Genomic DNA, 16724 nt, shown 5'->3' with positions numbered 1-16724 from the left:
CGCTTTATTGTTTAATTGCAGACAATGCTAATTTTTTTATCGTCATATCATCCATTGGCGGATTGTGCAGCCCTGCCCTTACATCGCGGTAGTACCGCTGCAGGGGATTTGTGCGTTGAAGACTTTTTGCCCCGACAATCCTCATCGCTTTATCAACTATTGTTATCGCCGAATTTGTAACCGTATGCTTGACAACCCCCAGCTCATTTTCAAGGTATTCTCGGCGCGCTTCGTCATCATAAGCCGTTGCAACGCTATAGATAAGATGTCTCGCTCTAATTAACTCTAGATCAATTTCCCCTAACAGTTGTTGGACATTTGGTAATTGGCTAATTGGTCCATTTAGACTATTTGGTGCATGGTGATTGGCAAAATGGACAGCGTAATCGCGTGCCGCTTGGGCAATACCTAGATAACAAGCAGGAATGTGAAGGATCCAGCCATTTAGTTTGCCACCGCGCGGCAGTTCCGGAAGCTCAACAAGCTGTGTATCATCAACCGTGACATTTTGCAGGACAAGATCATGGCTTCCTGTACCCCGCATGGAAATAACATCCCAGGTCTCATCAATCGTTAGTCCTTCTAAATCCTTATGCAGGAGAAAGAAGCCTACCTTTTGCTTTTCTTCAATCCAAGCTGAGGTTAGAAAATATGTTAAGACCGGCGACATGGTCGTAAAAGTTTTCCGTCCTGTTATCACCCATGCTCCATCCTTCTTGACAGCTGTTGTCCCAGGACGTCCGCCTCTAGTTGGACTGCCTGTTTGCGCTTCACTTACGGAGCGGTTTACTAGTGCCCCATTAAGAACTTCTTTTGCAAATAAATTCAATTTCTCAGGTTCCCAAAGTTTTCTTTCAAAAATCTCCCCGACGACCCCAAGATTCCAGCCAATCGAAAGAGCGGTAGCTCCATCGAAGCTTGCTAGTGTTTCTTGAAGGAGGACCATATCATAGACTTTTAAATCGTCTCCGCCGAAAGCAGCTGGAAGGGTAATACTTGTATAGCCCATCTCCACTAAATCCTGAATATTTTCTTTTGGAAAAGATGCCAATTCATCAATTTCTGCCGATTTACTTTTAAAAATAGCTTCTTTCTGATGCAATTTTTGTAACCATGTCTGTTGAATTTCTGTTTTGACGAATAAATTAAGCACGATTTCCCTCCTTGTTACCTGTTAGTTTATCATCAGTGTTATTTTATAATCCCGATATGTTTTATAGGAAGAAATAATAACGAAGCGCAATCAAACTGTCAAGAAATTAAAAAATTTTATAAAAATTCCGACTACTCATAAATGTAGTATTAATGATTCTATCACGAAGATTCATATAGTCGCTGAAATTTTTACATAATTACTACCCGAGCTTAACAATACCTCAATGAATCATATGTATCGTATTAATAAAAGAGAAATAATTTAATAGATTCAAAATATGAATTGTTTTATAATGGAAATGTTCGAAAAATGAAATTAAATTCATCATTGAAGCTCTATTAGTTAACCCTGCTGAAGGAACTTGATATCTTTCAGCATAGAATAGAAAGGAGCAAGAATAATGAAAGATAAAATTATTGGCGAAGAAGTAACACCGAACCATCCTAAGGAAATGAATCGCCGCGCTTTTTTGCAAAAGACAACGATGGTTGTCGGCGCTGCTGTGGGCGCAACACTAGTAAACTCATTAACGGGTTTGCCTGTCAGTGCCATATCCAGTTCGTCGGTGTTGAATTCCAATGGAAACAACCCGGATTTAGTTTTTCCGGTTATTAGTGATGTACATATTAAGTCAAGCGACAATCAAACGTTGGACAAGTTTGTCACGACATTAGAGCAATTAAATCTGGCTGCTCCCAAACAAGATGCTTTTGTCGTAGTCGGCGATTTAACGGATAACGGCTATACGGTAGAGTATGATAAATTTTTCAATGTCTATAATTCTAAAAAACAAACACAAGCTGTTTCGATGTTTGCCATCGGGAATCATGATTACTGGAATGGCTTATCGGTTGCCAATGCTCAAAACCTATTCCTCGAGAAATCGGGGATGGAATCGATCTACTACCATAAAGTGATTAAAGGCTATCATTTTATTATCCTTGGGACGGAGGATGGAGTAACAGAGGGAACGTTTTCAGAGCGGCAAATTGGCTGGCTGGCCGAACATCTCAGAGAGGCGGCAGCTGAAGACTCGCATAAACCTATTTTTGTTTTCCATCATCAGCCTATCAAAGGAACAATTTATGGAAGTGAATGGGGCTTTAAAAAAAATAGAGATCTGTTCTATGATACTTTGAAACCCTATCCACAGGTCATTTCTTTTTCCGGTCATACCCATTATCCGTTAGATGATCCAAGAATCATCCATCAAAAGGATTTCACCTCGATTGGAACCTCAACGGGTGCTTATTTATGGCTGGAAACGGGAAGGATTCAGGGGGAAGTACCGGAGGGAGCAGATATCTTGAATCAGGCGCTGATTGTCGAGGTACACCATAACAAGGTATTGATTAAGCGCCGCGATATTCATAACAATGATTGGACGGGGGAGCCGTTTGAAATCAGCTTCCCTGCTAAGCAAAATAAATTTAAATACACGGACGATCGCGATAAAAAAGCCCCTTACTTTACAGCTGATGCGATGATTTCCATCGCTCATGACAAAACGGCAGCTGCAGGTCTCGCGATCATGCTTACCCAGGCAAAGGATAATTTGCTTGTCCATGATTATAAGCTAAAGGCTAAGAACGTGGAAACAGGAGAAGTTGAGAAGGAATTTCTCGCCTTTTCTGAGTTTTATAAGGATCCTATCCCTAACCCATTAACACTAACGATTAATGGTTTAAAATCGAATACTCTTTATGAAATTGAAGTATTTGCTCTCGATGCCTTTGCAAATGAAAGTCACAACTCACTGAAAGTGCTTGGCAAAACATCACAAGGCCCAGCAATAACGCTTTCGAAACATATATTAACTGGAACTGATGATAAAGTAGATGTATTTGTCGAACATGTTAGAGTTCCAAATGGGGACTGGGTTGGTCTCTATGAAGTGAGTGAAAAGCCAGGAAGTGTAGCCTCGATTTGGTGGATGTACACAAAAGTGACTGATGGTACATTCAAAGTCACGTATGATCCAAAAAATAATTCTTATCCTGCACGATACAAAGAAGGCGGAACGTATAAACTCGTATATTTCTATGGCAGCGGCTATGATGCTGTCGCGGAAACGACATTTACCGTGGAGAGCAAAATATAACCGAAATAAACACGAAAAAGTCCATCCTTAGAGATGGGCTTTTATCGGCTAATAAGAAGGGATAAACTTTCACACCGCAAGTTTATCCTTTCTCATAATTGGTGTCAGGCACCACTCGTGGACAATTGTCCGCCTGGGGTGGACAGTCTATAGTTCATCTGCGAAACCGAGCAATGCGATTCCTAAGATGACTATTACTATCACGGCATAGTGCTGTTTGCTCAGTTTTTCTTTTAGGAAAATTCTTGATAAGATAATCGAAAATATGCTATAGGACGCAATCAGCGGTGCTGCGATAATGGCGTTCTTTGCCATGGCGAAGACATAGAAGAACTGGCCTGTTGTTTCCAAGATAGCAGCATATCCTTTGTCGCGTTCTTTGAAAATCTGGAATTTTTCTTTTTTGATTACTTTAAGGAAAATGAATGACAGCACGGCACAAATAAAAAAGGTAAATTCGTATGCAAGTAGGGCAGCATCCTCGCTAATGAGTTTCAACTCATCCAGATAAATTCCATCCGCAAAGGTTCCGAGTCCATCAAGAATACAATAGATAATCGGGAAGGTAATCGCCAGGAAACCAATTTGATATTTTTTGTCAATCTGAATGTTTGTGAGTTTGAGAGCTGCTGATTCGGCTTTCTTTTCTAAAATAGCCAGACCAAGTACACCTGCGGTAATAATGGCCACACCTGCTATGTGAACGATGCCCAGCTCGTGCGGGAAAAAGATAAATAATAAAATAGCTGTTATGGCTCCTGAAGAGTTCTGCACAGGTGAGGCAATAGAGAGCTCGATATAACGTAAGCCAATATAACCGACCGTCATTGATAAAATGTAAAAGGCCGATACAGGCAAGTATTTTACTAGATCGATAGGGTTAAATGCCAGCCCTTTAATGAACAAATAGGCCGTTGCGTGCAGACCCATAACCAAGCCGACCATGATGACAATTTTAAGATGGCTGAATTTATCATTGCTATCCGTGCCTTTTTTATAAAATAGGTCAGCCCAGCCCCAAGCAAAGGTTGTTAAAAGTGAAAAAACAAACCACATTGTAATTGCTCCTTATATATAGTTTTATGTAATGGTAATGAGGTCCAGTGAAATGCTAGATTCCAAAACTCTATCATTATAAACCAATGCCGAAACCAATTCTATCTAATTTATAGGTTAAAGGGTTTTTTTAGTTAAAGTAGATTCATTAAGGTGGATTACTAGAAAGTTTAACTGAAATAGCCCAAATGGCTTAAGTCCTGCTTTTCAACAAAAAGAAAAGTGGGACTTTTTCGTTATAAAGCTTGATCGAAAAATAGCACTTTTCCCCTGATTTTACTTCTTTGCTATAGTTTTACAAACTTTTTAAAAATTCAGTTATATAATAGAGGATGATGTTAACTGTCTCAAATCATGCATAAAGGGGGAAAAGTAGTGAGGAAAAAAATCTTGTCTATCAGTTTGTGCTCTGTTCTTTCGCTTTCATTAGTAGCAGGAGTAGATACTTGGACAGTAAATGCGGAAAGTAAACAAAATCAGGCAACTGTAACTACATCCAAGTCAAACGGTAAAGAAAAGGTCCAGGAGTGGAAAGGGATTCCTCTAAATGGATTGATTCCGGAAACAGCGTCAGAGGCAACAAAAATTGAACTTGATAATGGGATGACAAAACCAATCTACTCTACCGACGAAGCAATCATTGAAAACTTGTTCGTTGAAACAGAGGTCGACAGTGACAGAGACGGTAAGCGTGACCGGGTCTCCATTAAAGTATACCGGCCTAAAACAGAGCCTGGGATTAAAGTTCCCGTCATCTATGAAATGAGTCCCTACCGATCAGGAATCCTCGATGTTCCAGTTTTTAATGTCGATGTGGACTTAATACCAGTTAAGCACCCTGGTAACGGGAATGGACGTGGCGGCAAGCCATTTGCGTTAGCAGAAGGACAAGCAGCCAATCTTGGTTCCTTAGGTAACTACTATGTTCCCCGTGGTTATGGAGTTATTCTTGCGGAGAGTATTGGGACAGGCAAATCGGATGGGTGTCCAACAACTGGCGATGAACGAGAAATTCTTGGTACAAAAGCAGTTATTGATTGGTTGAACGGCAGGGCTAAAGCATATTCCGAGGATGGAAAAGAGATTTCGGCTGATTGGTCAACAGGGAATGTGGGAATGACAGGTACATCATACAACGGAACATTGCCAAATGCGGTAGCGGCAACCGGTGTGGATGGACTGAAAACAATTATTCCGGTTGCGGCAATTAGCAGTTGGTACGACTACTATCGTGCTAATGGAGCTGTCATTGCCCCGGGCGGCTATCAAGGTGAGGACACAGATAACATGGCTGAAGCTGTGTTAACGCGGAAAAATCCTCAAGTATGTAAGGATGTTATTGCCGAGCTAAAAGCTGCTCAAGACAGAGATACTGGTGACTATAGTGACTTCTGGGCTCACCGCGATTATGTCAAGGATGCCAAAAAGGTGAAGGCTAGTGTTCTCGTCGTTCATGGTCTTAATGATTGGAACGTCAAGACAAAACAATTCGCGCAGTGGTGGGAAGCATTAGGAAAAAACAATGTCCCTCGTAAATTGTGGCTCCATCAGGGAGCGCATTCAAGTCCTTCAGGGAATAATTGGCCACAGACACAAAATAAATGGTTTGACTATTATCTGTATGGAATTGAAAATGGGATAATGAAGGAGCCTGCCGTTGACATCCAGCGTGAGGATAAAACTTGGAGCAAGGAAGCAAGCTGGCCGGCACCAGGAGCAGTAGCTACAACGCTTCATTTAACAGGCATGGGAAATGATTTAGGGTCATTACATCTAAATCCTGTTCCTAACCAACCGCATAATACGCAAACAATCATTGATGATCCTATGAAAAAGGCAAATACACTTATAGCAAATCCAGAGTTAAATTCTTCAAACCGGTTGGCTTATGTGACGCCTGAATTAACTGGTGAGGCTCGGTTGAGCGGGACGCCTAAATTAAGTATTCGAGCAAGCATTGACCGTCCTGTTGCAAACCTAACAGCTTTGCTTGTTGACTACAGTAGTTCCAATCCTGTCATTGTATCGCGCGGCTGGGTCGATCCGCAAAATCTTCATTCAGCAGATCGTTCCGAATCTCTTGTGCCGGGCAGAGACTACACCTTTGAATGGGACATGCAGCCGAAGGACTATGTATTTAAGGCGGGACACCGAATCGGTATTGTTCTCATCGCCAGTGATTATGACTATACTATACGTCCAAATGCTGGTACAAAAATATCGATTACACCAACTCGCAGTGAAATAACATTGCCAATTGTCGGCGGTCGTAACGCCTTTAATCAATAAACACAAACAAAAGAGGGCTTAGTCTAATGACTAAGCCTTCTTTTGTTTAAGGATATTCTCCTGTTAAAAAGAGAACTAGAACTCAAAATATCTAACCCTTGAAAGGTAAATTCACGCGCCATCCAGCTTAACCTGGTCAGAAATCCCCTGTTGTATAAAAATTACCAATTTCGTCTACATTAGAATGAAATTAATTCTATTATAGGGGGTTCTCATGAATACCGCAGATGTTTTAATCATCATCTTGTTTACCTTTATTGCCCTTGTATTATTAGCCCTAGTTCTTTTTCTTGCTTATTTGTTCATGTTTGACCGCAATCAGAAGAGGCACTCGATTTTAAGGAATTACCCTGCATTAGGGCGTTTTCGCTATTTTTTTGAAAAAGTGGGTCCGGAATTTCGGCAATATTGGTTCAACAGCGATACGGAGGGGAAGCCGTTTTCCAGAGATGAATACGAACATATTGTAAAAGGTGCTAAATATATGCGTGATGTTGTGGCATTTGGCTCGAAACGTGATTTTGATGAAGAAGGTCTTTTTGTCCGAAACGATATGTTTCCAAAATTAACAGAGGAAATCAAAATGGATAACGAAACAATGGTCAAAACCAAAAGATACATATTATTGAAGGATCCGCTTTTTTCACAAAGGGAGGAAAAGTGGGAGGATGAGGAATCACCTGCCTATTTACTCCAAGATGATGATGCTGTTGTGATTGGTCCGAATACGAAACAACCTTTCGTTCTCCATGGTCTGATTGGTATGTCGGCGATGAGTTATGGAGCACTCGGGAAAAATGCGGTTACCGCATTATCGAAAGGATTAGCCTTAGCAAAGGGTACCTGGATGAATACCGGGGAAGGGGGGCTATCTCCTTACCACTTAGAGGGTGGGGTTGATATCATCATGCAGATTGGCCCCGCCCTGTTTGGTATCCGTGATAAAAATGGTGAAGTGGATTGGGATGAGCTAAAAAGAAAAAGCGAAATTCCGCAAATAAAGGCATTTGAACTGAAACTTGCCCAAGGCGCCAAAGCTCGCGGCGGCCATATTGACGGCGAAAAGGTCACACCGGAAATTGCCGAAATTCGTAAAGTGGAACCGTATAAATCTGTTGATAGCCCGAACAGGTTTCACCAGTTTAGCGATGTTTCCTCGATGTGTGAGTTTATCGATAAAATCCGCAATCATACTGGCAAACCGGTAGGAATGAAGATTGTGGTCGGCGGCAATGATAGCGTCGAAGATTTAGCTAAATATATGAAGGAAACGGGCAAAGGACCAGACTTTATAACCGTTGATGGTGGTGAAGGGGGGACTGGAGCATCCTATCAAGAACTGATTGATAGTGTCGGCTTACCGATTAAATCTGCTCTTCCCATTTTGGTCTCCACACTGCAAAAATATGGGGTCCGCGATCGCGTGAAAATCATTGCTTCAGGTAAACTGTTCACCCCTGACCGAATTGCGATTGCTCTCGCTATGGGGGCGGATCTAGTCAATATCGCCCGCGGTTTTATGATTACGGTTGGGTGTATTCAAACATTGAAATGTAATTCCAATGCCTGTCCTGTCGGGGTTACAACAACTGACCCTGACCTTCAAAAGGCACTTGTGATTGACGAAAAAAAATACCGTGTGGTGAATTATCTTGTCACCCTAAGAAAGGGGCTCTTTCGAATAGCTGCTGCTGCCGGTTTGGATTCCCCTGTTCATTTCCGGCCAAGGCATATTAGTTACAAAGATGATAAGGGTGTCGTGACATCGCTCGAAAGAATCCTTGGGGATATTCAACAACAAATTGATGCAAGGTAGTAGAGGCTGTTCCAAAAGCGCATTTTTAACGAGCCTTCGGGACAACCTTCAAGGAGAGCGGTAATGAGCGGCAAAAATAATCTGTATTTGAAAGAGTGCCTGATTTCTTAAAGAATCAGGTGCTTTTTTTGTTTGGAAAATGGATCGGATAGTTAATTCAAAAAATGAATATTAAATTTAAAAATATATTCATATATTGAAGGTGTTTAGTCGTAAAATGTCGAATTACTCTTTAAACTGATTTACTGAAGGAATAAAGATGCTATTTTTTATAAAGAATGAAAGGTATGAAATAGCAGGTGAATGGCCACCCCTTCAGTTTTAAAAGGAAGGAGTAAGATTAATGACAGACAAAAAAATCATAAACGATGAAGGTATACAGGGACCTAAGGACCCTTTTAATGAGGGGATGGATCGACGCGTCTTTTTACAGAAGACAACGAAGATGGTGGGGGTTGCCGTTGGAGCATCTCTTGTAAGCTCACTAACAGGCGGACTGCCGGTTAGTGCTGTATCAAGTTCCTCCATCATGAACTCAAATGGAAATAAACCAGATTTAGTTTTTCCGGTGATTAGCGATGTACATATACAATCGAGTAATAATTTTAACTTGGATAAGTTTGTCACTACGCTGGAACAATTGAATCAAGAAGTTCCGAAGCAGGATGCCTTTGTGGTGGTTGGTGATCTGACGGATAACGGTTATGCATCAGAATACGATAAGTTTTTCACCGCTTATAATGCCAGAAAACAAACTAAAGCTGTTTCGATGTTTGCCATCGGAAATCATGATTACTGGAATGGATTATCGGTTCCTAATGCTCAAAAGCTATTCCTAGATAAATCTGGAATGGAATCAATCTACTACCATCGGGTAATAAAAGGCTATCATTTTATTATCCTTGGTACTGAAGATGGAGTAACGGAAGGAACTTTTTCTGTTAATCAAATTGGCTGGTTAGCGGAACAGATCAAGCAAGCAAATGCCGATGATCCGGATAAACCGATTTTTGTTTTCCATCACCAGCCGATTAAAGGGACAATTTATGGAAGTGAATGGGGCTTTTCGAAAAATAGAGACCTTTTTTACGATACCTTAAAAGCTTATCCGCAAGTCATTTCTTTTTCCGGTCATACCCATTATCCGTTAGATGATCCTAGAATCATTCATCAAAAGGATTTTACATCGATTGGAACCTCGACAGGGGCCTATTTGTGGCTTGACAGTGGCAGGATTCAAGGGGAAGTGCCGGAGGGGGCAGATGTTCTAAACCAAGCATTAATTGTTGAAGTACATAAAAACAAAGTAATATTGAAGCGGCGCGATATTCATAACAATGATTGGACAGGCGAGCCATTTGAACTCAACTATCCTGCTAAGAAAAATAAATTTAAATATACCGAAGACCGAGACAAAAAAGCACCATTTTTCACGAATGACGCGTTGATTTCAATCGTTCATGACAAAACAGCGGCTTCCGGTCTTGCCGTCATGTTCACGCAAGCGAAAGATGACCTGCTTGTTCATGATTACAAAATAAGTGCGATTAATGTTGAAACAGGGAAAGAAGAGAAGGAAATGCTCGCCTTTTCCGAGTTTTACAAGGATCCAATCCCGAATCCGCTTACCTTGCCAATCAATGGATTGAAGTCGAATACGTTTTACGAGATGAAGGTCCATGCTATTGATGCATTCGGCAATGAAAGTCAAAACTTTTTGAAGGTGATGGGGAAAACATCACAAGGGCCAGCTATAACCCTATCTAAAGAAACGTTAAATGGAATCGATGATAAAGTAGATGTTGTTGTAGAAAATGTTAGAGTCCCTAATGGCGATTGGATTGGTCTATATGAAGTAGGTGAAAATCCAGGGAAAACAGCGTCCATTTGGTGGATGTACACGAATGTCACCGACGGAACATGTAAATTCACATATGATCCAAAAAAGAACAGTTATCCGGCAAGATACAAAGAGGGCGGAGCGTACAAATTCGTTTATTTCTATGGCAGCGGGTATGATGCTGTTGCTGAAACGACGTTTACGGTTGGGAGTTTGTAGGATCCCAAATCCCCTTAATTATTTAATAAGGGGATTTTTTTCCACGCTTTAAATTAAGGCAGCAAGCCTTGTGCTGCCTTTTTCCGTTTGTCTGAAACATGCCCAAATCGGGGGAATATTTGATGAGTGCGGGTGAACCGGCGCTCTTTTTTTCTTCTGTTGGTGTAAAATCATAAAAAATGTTACCGCTTACATATTGTTTTATTAGGAATTAGTGGTATGATTAAGTTGTGCAGTTTAATATTGATCACATGTTACTGATACGATCAGGCATGGTGGTAAAAATGAATGGATGCTAAATCCGTTTATTTGTACCTCCATGCCTTTTTTGTTGTTTTTTAGCATCTTTGGGAAACATAATCAAAAAACAAAGGAGTAATTGATATGCGTTTTAACTTTTTCAAAAAAGAACCAGTTGAATTTTACACACCAGTAAGTGGCAAGATCATTCCGCTTGAGGAGGTTCCAGATCCTGTTTTCAGTCAAAAGATGATGGGAGATGGGCTGGCTGTGGTACCGTCAGCAGGAGATATTGTTTCCCCAGTAAAGGGAACCGTTATTCTTGTGGCAGCAACTAAGCATGCAGTTGGTCTCCGTGCCGACGATGGTACAGAAATTCTCATTCATGTTGGCTTGGAAACCGTTGCTTTGGAAGGAAAGGGCTTCAATGTTGCCGTTAAAGACGGGGACAAGGTTTCAGCCGGACAGCTACTAATGGAGGTTGACTGGGAATATATTAGTACAAATGCCAAAAGCACAGTTACGCCGGTTGTGATTACCAACAGTGAAGAAGGCAAAAAGCAATATGTTTTCACCGAGGAAAAGGAAGGTACTGCCGGCAAGACGGTTCTGTTTACTGCAGCCGTTAAGTAATGTGTGTGCAGTGAAGGGCTGCTCTCGACTGGCAGCACTTCACTTTTTTAAAAGTATGCCTTAAGGAGGTGATTGGTAAAAAAGGTAATATTTAAACAGGGCTGCTATACGTCAAATTTTTGCCGAAATCATTTATTTTCATTGGTCGTATTTTCGGATGTTTAGTAGTTTTATCAAAATTAATTGGAGGTAATAAGATGAAGAAGTATTTTCAAAGACTTGGCCGCTCGTTGATGCTGCCTGTAGCCGTATTACCGGCTGCCGCCATTTTAATGGGTATTGGTTATTGGATCGACCCTTCAGGTTGGGGAGCTGACAGTCCTGTTGCTTCGTTCTTAATTAAAGCCGGCGGTTCCATTATTGACAATATTCCCATTCTCTTTGCTGTCGGTATTGCACTTGGGATGGCAAAAGAACGGGATGGCTCCGCCGCACTTAGTGGTTTGGTTGCCTTCTTAGTTGTAACAACCTTGCTTTCAAAAGATTCAGTAGCGATGCTGCAAGGAATTGATGTAGCAAAAGTTGACCCAGCTTTTGGCAAAATCGGAAATGCCTTCGTCGGTATTCTCTCAGGTATTGTTGCATCGATCATGTACAACCGATTTAGTCAGGTTAAGTTACCAGATTTCTTGGCCTTCTTTAGCGGCAAACGCTTAGTGCCAATTATGACAGCGGTTTCAATGATTGTTGCTTCAGTTGTATTGTTCTTTGTATGGCCTGCCATTTTTACAGGTTTAGTTTCTTTCGGTACAGGAATTAGTAAGTTAGGTGCTTTCGGTGCAGGCCTTTATGGCTTCTTCAACCGACTATTAATTCCTACAGGGCTGCACCATGCCTTGAACTCCGTGTTCTGGTTTGATGTTGCCGGAATTGATGATATTAAAAACTTCTGGGCAAGTAAAGGGGAAAAAGGTGTTACAGGGATGTATCAAGCTGGATTCTTCCCTGTGATGATGTTTGGCTTGCCTGCAGCCGCGTTAGCGATGGTTCATACAGCAAAAACGAGGAAGAAAAAACAAGTGGCATCGTTGATGTTAGCGGCCGGATTCGCTGCCTTCTTTACTGGGGTAACGGAACCAATTGAATTTGCGTTTATGTTTGTTGCTCCAATGCTTTATCTTGTTCATGCTGTGTTAACAGGTCTTTCTTTAGCAATTGCTGCAGCGTTCCACTGGACTGCCGGTTTTGGCTTTAGTGCCGGATTTGTTGACTTTGTGTTAAGTTTAAAAATACCAATTGCTAATCAACCATATATGTTACTTGTTCAAGGTCTAGTGTTTGCGGTCATTTATTACTTCTTATTCCGCTTCATCATTACAAAATTCAATCTAATGACTCCAGGTCGTGAAGAAGATGATGATGATGAAGAAGAAATTTCACTTGCTAAAGGTGACAGTAAATTTGCAGTAATGGCAGCGCAAATTTATGAAGGCTTAGGCGGCGATGCGAACGTTACTGCAGTTGACAATTGTGTCACACGTCTAAGAATGGAAGTAAAAGACATGAAAGCCGTCGACCAAAAGAAAATTAAGGCGACAGGTGTACCAGGGATTAATATCGTTGGACCGGAAAGTATTCAAGTTATTGTCGGAACAAACGTACAATTCGTTGCTGATGAAATTATGAAAATCCGGAAGAAAAGATAAAAAGTGATTGATAAAAAACGCTTGGACACAAATTGGGTCCAAGCGTTTTTTATCGCTTTCGCAATCTTTCAATATGAAGGGTTAAATATCCAAGTTCATGCTCTGGCAGGAGAGTCTCGTAATTTTTCGATAGGCTGTTGGCGACTTTCTTTGCACAGTTATAGGCGGCAGGGAATTTATTGGTGATCATTTTCAGCATCTCGTCATCGATTGTGTTCGGCTCAGGACTGCTGATTCGAGAAATGGCAAAACGAAGATGAGTTATTAAGCGCTGGTAGGAAAGGTCATCATCGTCAATTTCAATGTTTAAGGAGTCCTTAATCGTCTGAACCATGCTCCCGATGATGGCAGTTTGCCTTAGTGTTTGCTTCATATCACCGCCTTGCAGGTTAGCGGTGTGCAGATGAAGTGCGATAAATGCCGCTTCATCAACCGGCATTTTAATGTTTGTCTTTTTTTCGATATGCTGGATTGCCCACATTCCGATATCATATTCTCTTTTATAGAGGATTTTTATTTCGTGTAAAAGCTTATTCTTCAGCTTAATTCCATCACGTACCCGTTCAATGGCAAATGATAAGTGATCGGTAAGGGCGATGTGAATATGGTCGTTTAATTTGGCTCCTAGGGATTCTTCAGCGTGAGTGATAATTTCTTCTGAGAGGGCAAAATGTTCTTCGGGTATTTGGAGTAGCAGCTTCTGAAATTTCTCATTTTCTTTCATGACAAATAGTTTCTCAATCTTTCCCGGGTTAATCATATCATTTTTCCTTTTTTGAAAGGCAATTCCTGCGCCAATGGCAATCTTTTCTTGATTATTATCGGAAACCACAACGGCATTGTTATTGAGAATTTTTTTTATTTTCACCTGAAAACAGCTCCTAGTTTTTTCTGCCAAACAGAGGATTAATTATTAAGAATTTGATTGGAATGATTCTACACATTCTTCAATATTTATAGACTTTCGACATTATACCACTTTTTCCTTCTTTCTTGGCTGTTAGTCAGGAAAAATCGACTGCAGTCTCTATATAAATGTCTTTTTTTCAAAAAATGGTTTAATCTTAATGAAGCTAGTGTTAGAAATTTACTTAAATAGGTGTAAGCGATGAAAGAATATTATTATGATAAATTATTGAACATTAAAACGAGCGGGGACCTGCATGGGGGTCCTTCCAGCCAGTCGTTGCATTATCATCCTTTTGAACCGACGCCATATAGTGCGCTTGAGGAATTATTTCGTCATTATCACGTGAAAAGCAGTGATCGGGTGGTTGATTTTGGGTGCGGGAAAGGGCGGTTAAACTTTTATATCCATTATTTCTTTCATGCTTCGGTGACCGGGGTGGAAATGAATGAGACCCTTTATCAGGCGGCCGTCGAAAATCTCGGGAGTTATGTGAGGAGAACGAAAAGCAGTCGGGATTCCATTCAGTTTTATTGCTGCTTGGCGGAAGAGTTTGAGATTGAGGCAAGCGATAATCGCTTTTATTTCTTTAATCCGTTTTCGATTCAAGTGTTTAGAAGAATCGTAAACAACATCCTGCTTTCAGTGGAAACATGTGAGCGTGAAATTGAGATGGTGTTATATTACCCTTCCGAGGATTATATTTATTTTCTAGAGAACGATACATCATTTGAATTAAAGAGGGAAGTCATCCTGCCATTTTTATACGAACATAATTCAAATGAGCGCTTTCTGATCTATCGGCTGGAATATTAGGGGGTGTCATAGGGGGTGTCAGGCACCGCTCGTATATTGGTGTCAGGCACCCTTCGTGGACATTTGTCCTCCTGGGGTGGACGCTTTGCGTTTGGGGTGTCAGAAACCACATTAACTGCACTGCATTAATGGCATTGTTATAAGGAGGGGGCTATGGATTTCGATAAACGGATTGATACGCTGGATTATTTGCGGGGATTTGCGTTGATGGGCATTATTTTTGTGAATATTATCCCAATGTTGTCTGTGCCGCTGCCTGCGCCTCATACCATAAATGCGTCTTACTGGAGGTTCCTATATTTGTTTGTGGAAGGGCGCTTTTATACGATTTTTACCTTTTTGTTTGGGGTTGGGTTTTATATGTTTATCACTCGGGCGGAGGCGAAAGGAAGGAATGGATACGTTTTATTTCTAAGGCGGATGATTGCCTTATTTATCATCGGATATGTCCATGTCCAATACCTTCCGGGTGAAGCGCTAACGATTTATGCTGTTTGCGGCATCTTAATTATGCCATTTTACAAAGGTAATAAAATGGTCAATCTAATCTTTGGCATTGCGATGTTAATTGTTTTGGGCATCTTTTCTTTCAAACTCTTTATGGTTCTTCCGCTTATGTTATTGGGAATTGCCGCAGGGCAATTTCATGTGTTCGAGCAACTGGCTAAAAGCCGTAATAAAATTGCGATTTTTACGAGTATCATGTTGGTTTTAAGCATCATAGGCCTAATCTATCAGTATCAATATGCTCCGATTGTTTTCGGCGATGGATCGGATGCGAACTTCCAGAATACCAAGCGCTTTTTAAGCATCGGAATTACCATCGGTCCGATGGTCTCGGCTTTTTACGCGGGGCTCCTGATTTGGCTATTACAATTCACACTTGTCCAGAAATTATTATCACCGTTAAAAAGCTACGGACGAATGGCATTAACAAACTATGTTTCACAAACTGCCTTCGTTTTACTCGCGGGGAAGGTACTGCATTTATTCAACAATATTACCTATATCCAATCGCTATATTTGTGTTTAGCCATTTTGGGGGTCCAGCTAATTTTTAGCCTAGTATGGCTGCGCTTCTTTCGCTTCGGGCCATTAGAATGGGTATGGAGAGTAGTAACCTATTTTGAAATACCGCCATTAAGGAAGTAAACAAATAAATAGGCCGTTGTCTGATATTACTACAGCCAGTTTAGAATAAGGAAAAAAATAATCCACCCTTGTTTGGCTGATAAAGGATGGATTGTTTTTTGTTTTGACCACGTTCCTTTTTTTCATTAGGCTGTGTTAAAAGAGAATGCTGATTTCCGTTCCAGGCGCGAGCGGTTCGCGGGGCGGGCGGTGAGCCTCCTCGGCGCTAAAGCGCCTGCGGGGTCTCACCTGTCCCGCTGCTCCCGCAGGAGTCTCGCGCCTTCCACTCCAATCAACATTGTGTTCAAAATCAACAATGTTCTTTAACACAGCCTTTCATTAAATTAAGCGGATTGGGAGTCTATTCTTCAATTTTTACATCATGTTTCTTTGCCAGTGTATTCAGCTTATTTTTGTAATCAAGAAATTGTTTTTCGGCGTCAGCCAACATATCGTTGGCCTCTTCAATTAGAGCAGAGTCCTGATCTTCTATAGCCTGCTTAATTTTTTCAAGGGCTTTAAACTGGATTTCAGCCCCCTTAATAAAAATCTCATGGATTGCCTTTACCTCATCCGTTTTGATTGAAACCGAGTTAAGCTCTCTAATTAATTCAGTATAATTCGGAAGGACCACTTTCGTTAAAGCATCGTACATCGTTTGATCATCCTTAAAGTTTGCCCCCGAAATCCCCTCATAGGCAGAGACAGCAGCCGCTTCCAATTTCGCAGCCTGTTTCATTTCTTTGTTCGCATAGTTAAGTAGGTCGTCTTTCACTGGGTCGCCGCCAAAGCATCCTGCCAATAAAAAAATCATCGGAAAAACAATGGATATTAACGCTTTTTTCACTCCCTTCACCTCCTATTGCTCAATTTA

At 41.0% G+C, this 16724-nt stretch carries 12 protein-coding genes; 8 read left to right on the top strand and 4 right to left on the bottom strand.

Features of this window, described 5'->3' with window-relative positions; translation table 11 throughout:
• Positions 1-4: 4 nt before the first annotated feature.
• Complete coding sequence (locus ACFVSW_RS07830; protein WP_387314307.1) at positions 5-1153, bottom strand: acyl-CoA dehydrogenase family protein; 1149 nt, start codon at positions 1151-1153, stop codon at positions 5-7.
• A 403-nt stretch (positions 1154-1556) separates the two neighbouring features.
• Here ACFVSW_RS07830 and ACFVSW_RS07825 point away from each other — a divergent pair, with 403 nt between their 5' ends.
• On the top strand, positions 1557-3257 hold the full coding sequence (locus tag ACFVSW_RS07825; RefSeq protein WP_387314305.1) for a metallophosphoesterase family protein: 1701 nt from the start codon (positions 1557-1559) through the stop codon (positions 3255-3257).
• Between the two features lie 147 nt (positions 3258-3404).
• Here ACFVSW_RS07825 and ACFVSW_RS07820 read toward each other — a convergent pair whose 3' ends face one another.
• Positions 3405-4313, bottom strand: coding sequence for an EamA family transporter (locus ACFVSW_RS07820; RefSeq protein ID WP_387314303.1), 909 nt, complete (start codon positions 4311-4313; stop codon positions 3405-3407).
• Positions 4314-4688: 375 nt separating this feature from the next.
• Here ACFVSW_RS07820 and ACFVSW_RS07815 point away from each other — a divergent pair, with 375 nt between their 5' ends.
• From ACFVSW_RS07815 to nagE, 5 genes are all read left to right on the top strand, one after another.
• Positions 4689-6602 carry a Xaa-Pro dipeptidyl-peptidase gene (locus ACFVSW_RS07815; RefSeq protein ID WP_387314300.1) on the top strand — a complete coding sequence of 638 codons (1914 nt, stop codon included), beginning with the start codon at positions 4689-4691 and terminating at the stop codon, positions 6600-6602.
• Positions 6603-6816: 214 nt separating this feature from the next.
• Positions 6817-8418: an FMN-binding glutamate synthase family protein gene (locus tag ACFVSW_RS07810; protein WP_387314298.1), complete on the top strand. Its 1602-nt coding sequence runs from the start codon at positions 6817-6819 to the stop codon at positions 8416-8418.
• A gap of 343 nt (positions 8419-8761) precedes the next feature.
• Positions 8762-10477, top strand: a complete 1716-nt coding sequence (locus tag ACFVSW_RS07805; RefSeq protein ID WP_387314296.1) for a metallophosphoesterase family protein — start codon at positions 8762-8764, stop codon at positions 10475-10477.
• Positions 10478-10861: 384 nt separating this feature from the next.
• Complete coding sequence (locus ACFVSW_RS07800; RefSeq protein ID WP_387314294.1) at positions 10862-11350, top strand: PTS sugar transporter subunit IIA; 489 nt, start codon at positions 10862-10864, stop codon at positions 11348-11350.
• A 197-nt stretch (positions 11351-11547) separates the two neighbouring features.
• The gene (gene nagE / locus ACFVSW_RS07795; protein ID WP_387314292.1) at positions 11548-12996 is read left to right on the top strand and encodes an N-acetylglucosamine-specific PTS transporter subunit IIBC; all 1449 of its coding nucleotides are present in this window, start codon (positions 11548-11550) and stop codon (positions 12994-12996) included.
• A gap of 49 nt (positions 12997-13045) precedes the next feature.
• Here the strand turns inward: nagE and ACFVSW_RS07790 are convergent, their stop codons facing one another.
• Positions 13046-13864 carry a PRD domain-containing protein gene (locus ACFVSW_RS07790; protein ID WP_387314289.1) on the bottom strand — a complete coding sequence of 273 codons (819 nt, stop codon included), beginning with the start codon at positions 13862-13864 and terminating at the stop codon, positions 13046-13048.
• Between the two features lie 240 nt (positions 13865-14104).
• Here ACFVSW_RS07790 and ACFVSW_RS07785 point away from each other — a divergent pair, with 240 nt between their 5' ends.
• Positions 14105-14719, top strand: a complete 615-nt coding sequence (locus tag ACFVSW_RS07785; RefSeq protein ID WP_387314285.1) for an SAM-dependent methyltransferase — start codon at positions 14105-14107, stop codon at positions 14717-14719.
• A 153-nt stretch (positions 14720-14872) separates the two neighbouring features.
• Entirely contained in the window at positions 14873-15871 is a 999-nt protein-coding gene (locus tag ACFVSW_RS07780) for a DUF418 domain-containing protein (RefSeq protein WP_387314283.1), read from the top strand.
• Between the two features lie 340 nt (positions 15872-16211).
• Here the strand turns inward: ACFVSW_RS07780 and ACFVSW_RS07775 are convergent, their stop codons facing one another.
• Positions 16212-16697, bottom strand: coding sequence for a hypothetical protein (locus tag ACFVSW_RS07775; protein ID WP_387314280.1), 486 nt, complete (start codon positions 16695-16697; stop codon positions 16212-16214).
• Positions 16698-16724 lie beyond the last annotated feature (27 nt).

This window comes from Neobacillus sp. NPDC058068, assembly GCF_042885335.1.
Classification (GTDB): Bacteria; Bacillota; Bacilli; order Bacillales; family Cytobacillaceae; genus Neobacillus.
This window is presented reverse-complemented; position numbering and strand designations above follow the sequence as displayed.

Coding starts and splice junctions, on each gene's coding strand:
- ACFVSW_RS07825 (WP_387314305.1), top strand. CDS start 1,557: ATGAAAGATAAAATTATTGGCGAAGAAGTAACACCGAACCATCCTAAG.
- ACFVSW_RS07820 (WP_387314303.1), bottom strand. CDS start 4,313: ATGTGGTTTGTTTTTTCACTTTTAACAACCTTTGCTTGGGGCTGGGCT.
- ACFVSW_RS07810 (WP_387314298.1), top strand. CDS start 6,817: ATGAATACCGCAGATGTTTTAATCATCATCTTGTTTACCTTTATTGCC.
- ACFVSW_RS07805 (WP_387314296.1), top strand. CDS start 8,762: ATGACAGACAAAAAAATCATAAACGATGAAGGTATACAGGGACCTAAG.
- ACFVSW_RS07800 (WP_387314294.1), top strand. CDS start 10,862: ATGCGTTTTAACTTTTTCAAAAAAGAACCAGTTGAATTTTACACACCA.
- nagE (WP_387314292.1), top strand. CDS start 11,548: ATGAAGAAGTATTTTCAAAGACTTGGCCGCTCGTTGATGCTGCCTGTA.
- ACFVSW_RS07785 (WP_387314285.1), top strand. CDS start 14,105: ATGAAAGAATATTATTATGATAAATTATTGAACATTAAAACGAGCGGG.
- ACFVSW_RS07780 (WP_387314283.1), top strand. CDS start 14,873: ATGGATTTCGATAAACGGATTGATACGCTGGATTATTTGCGGGGATTT.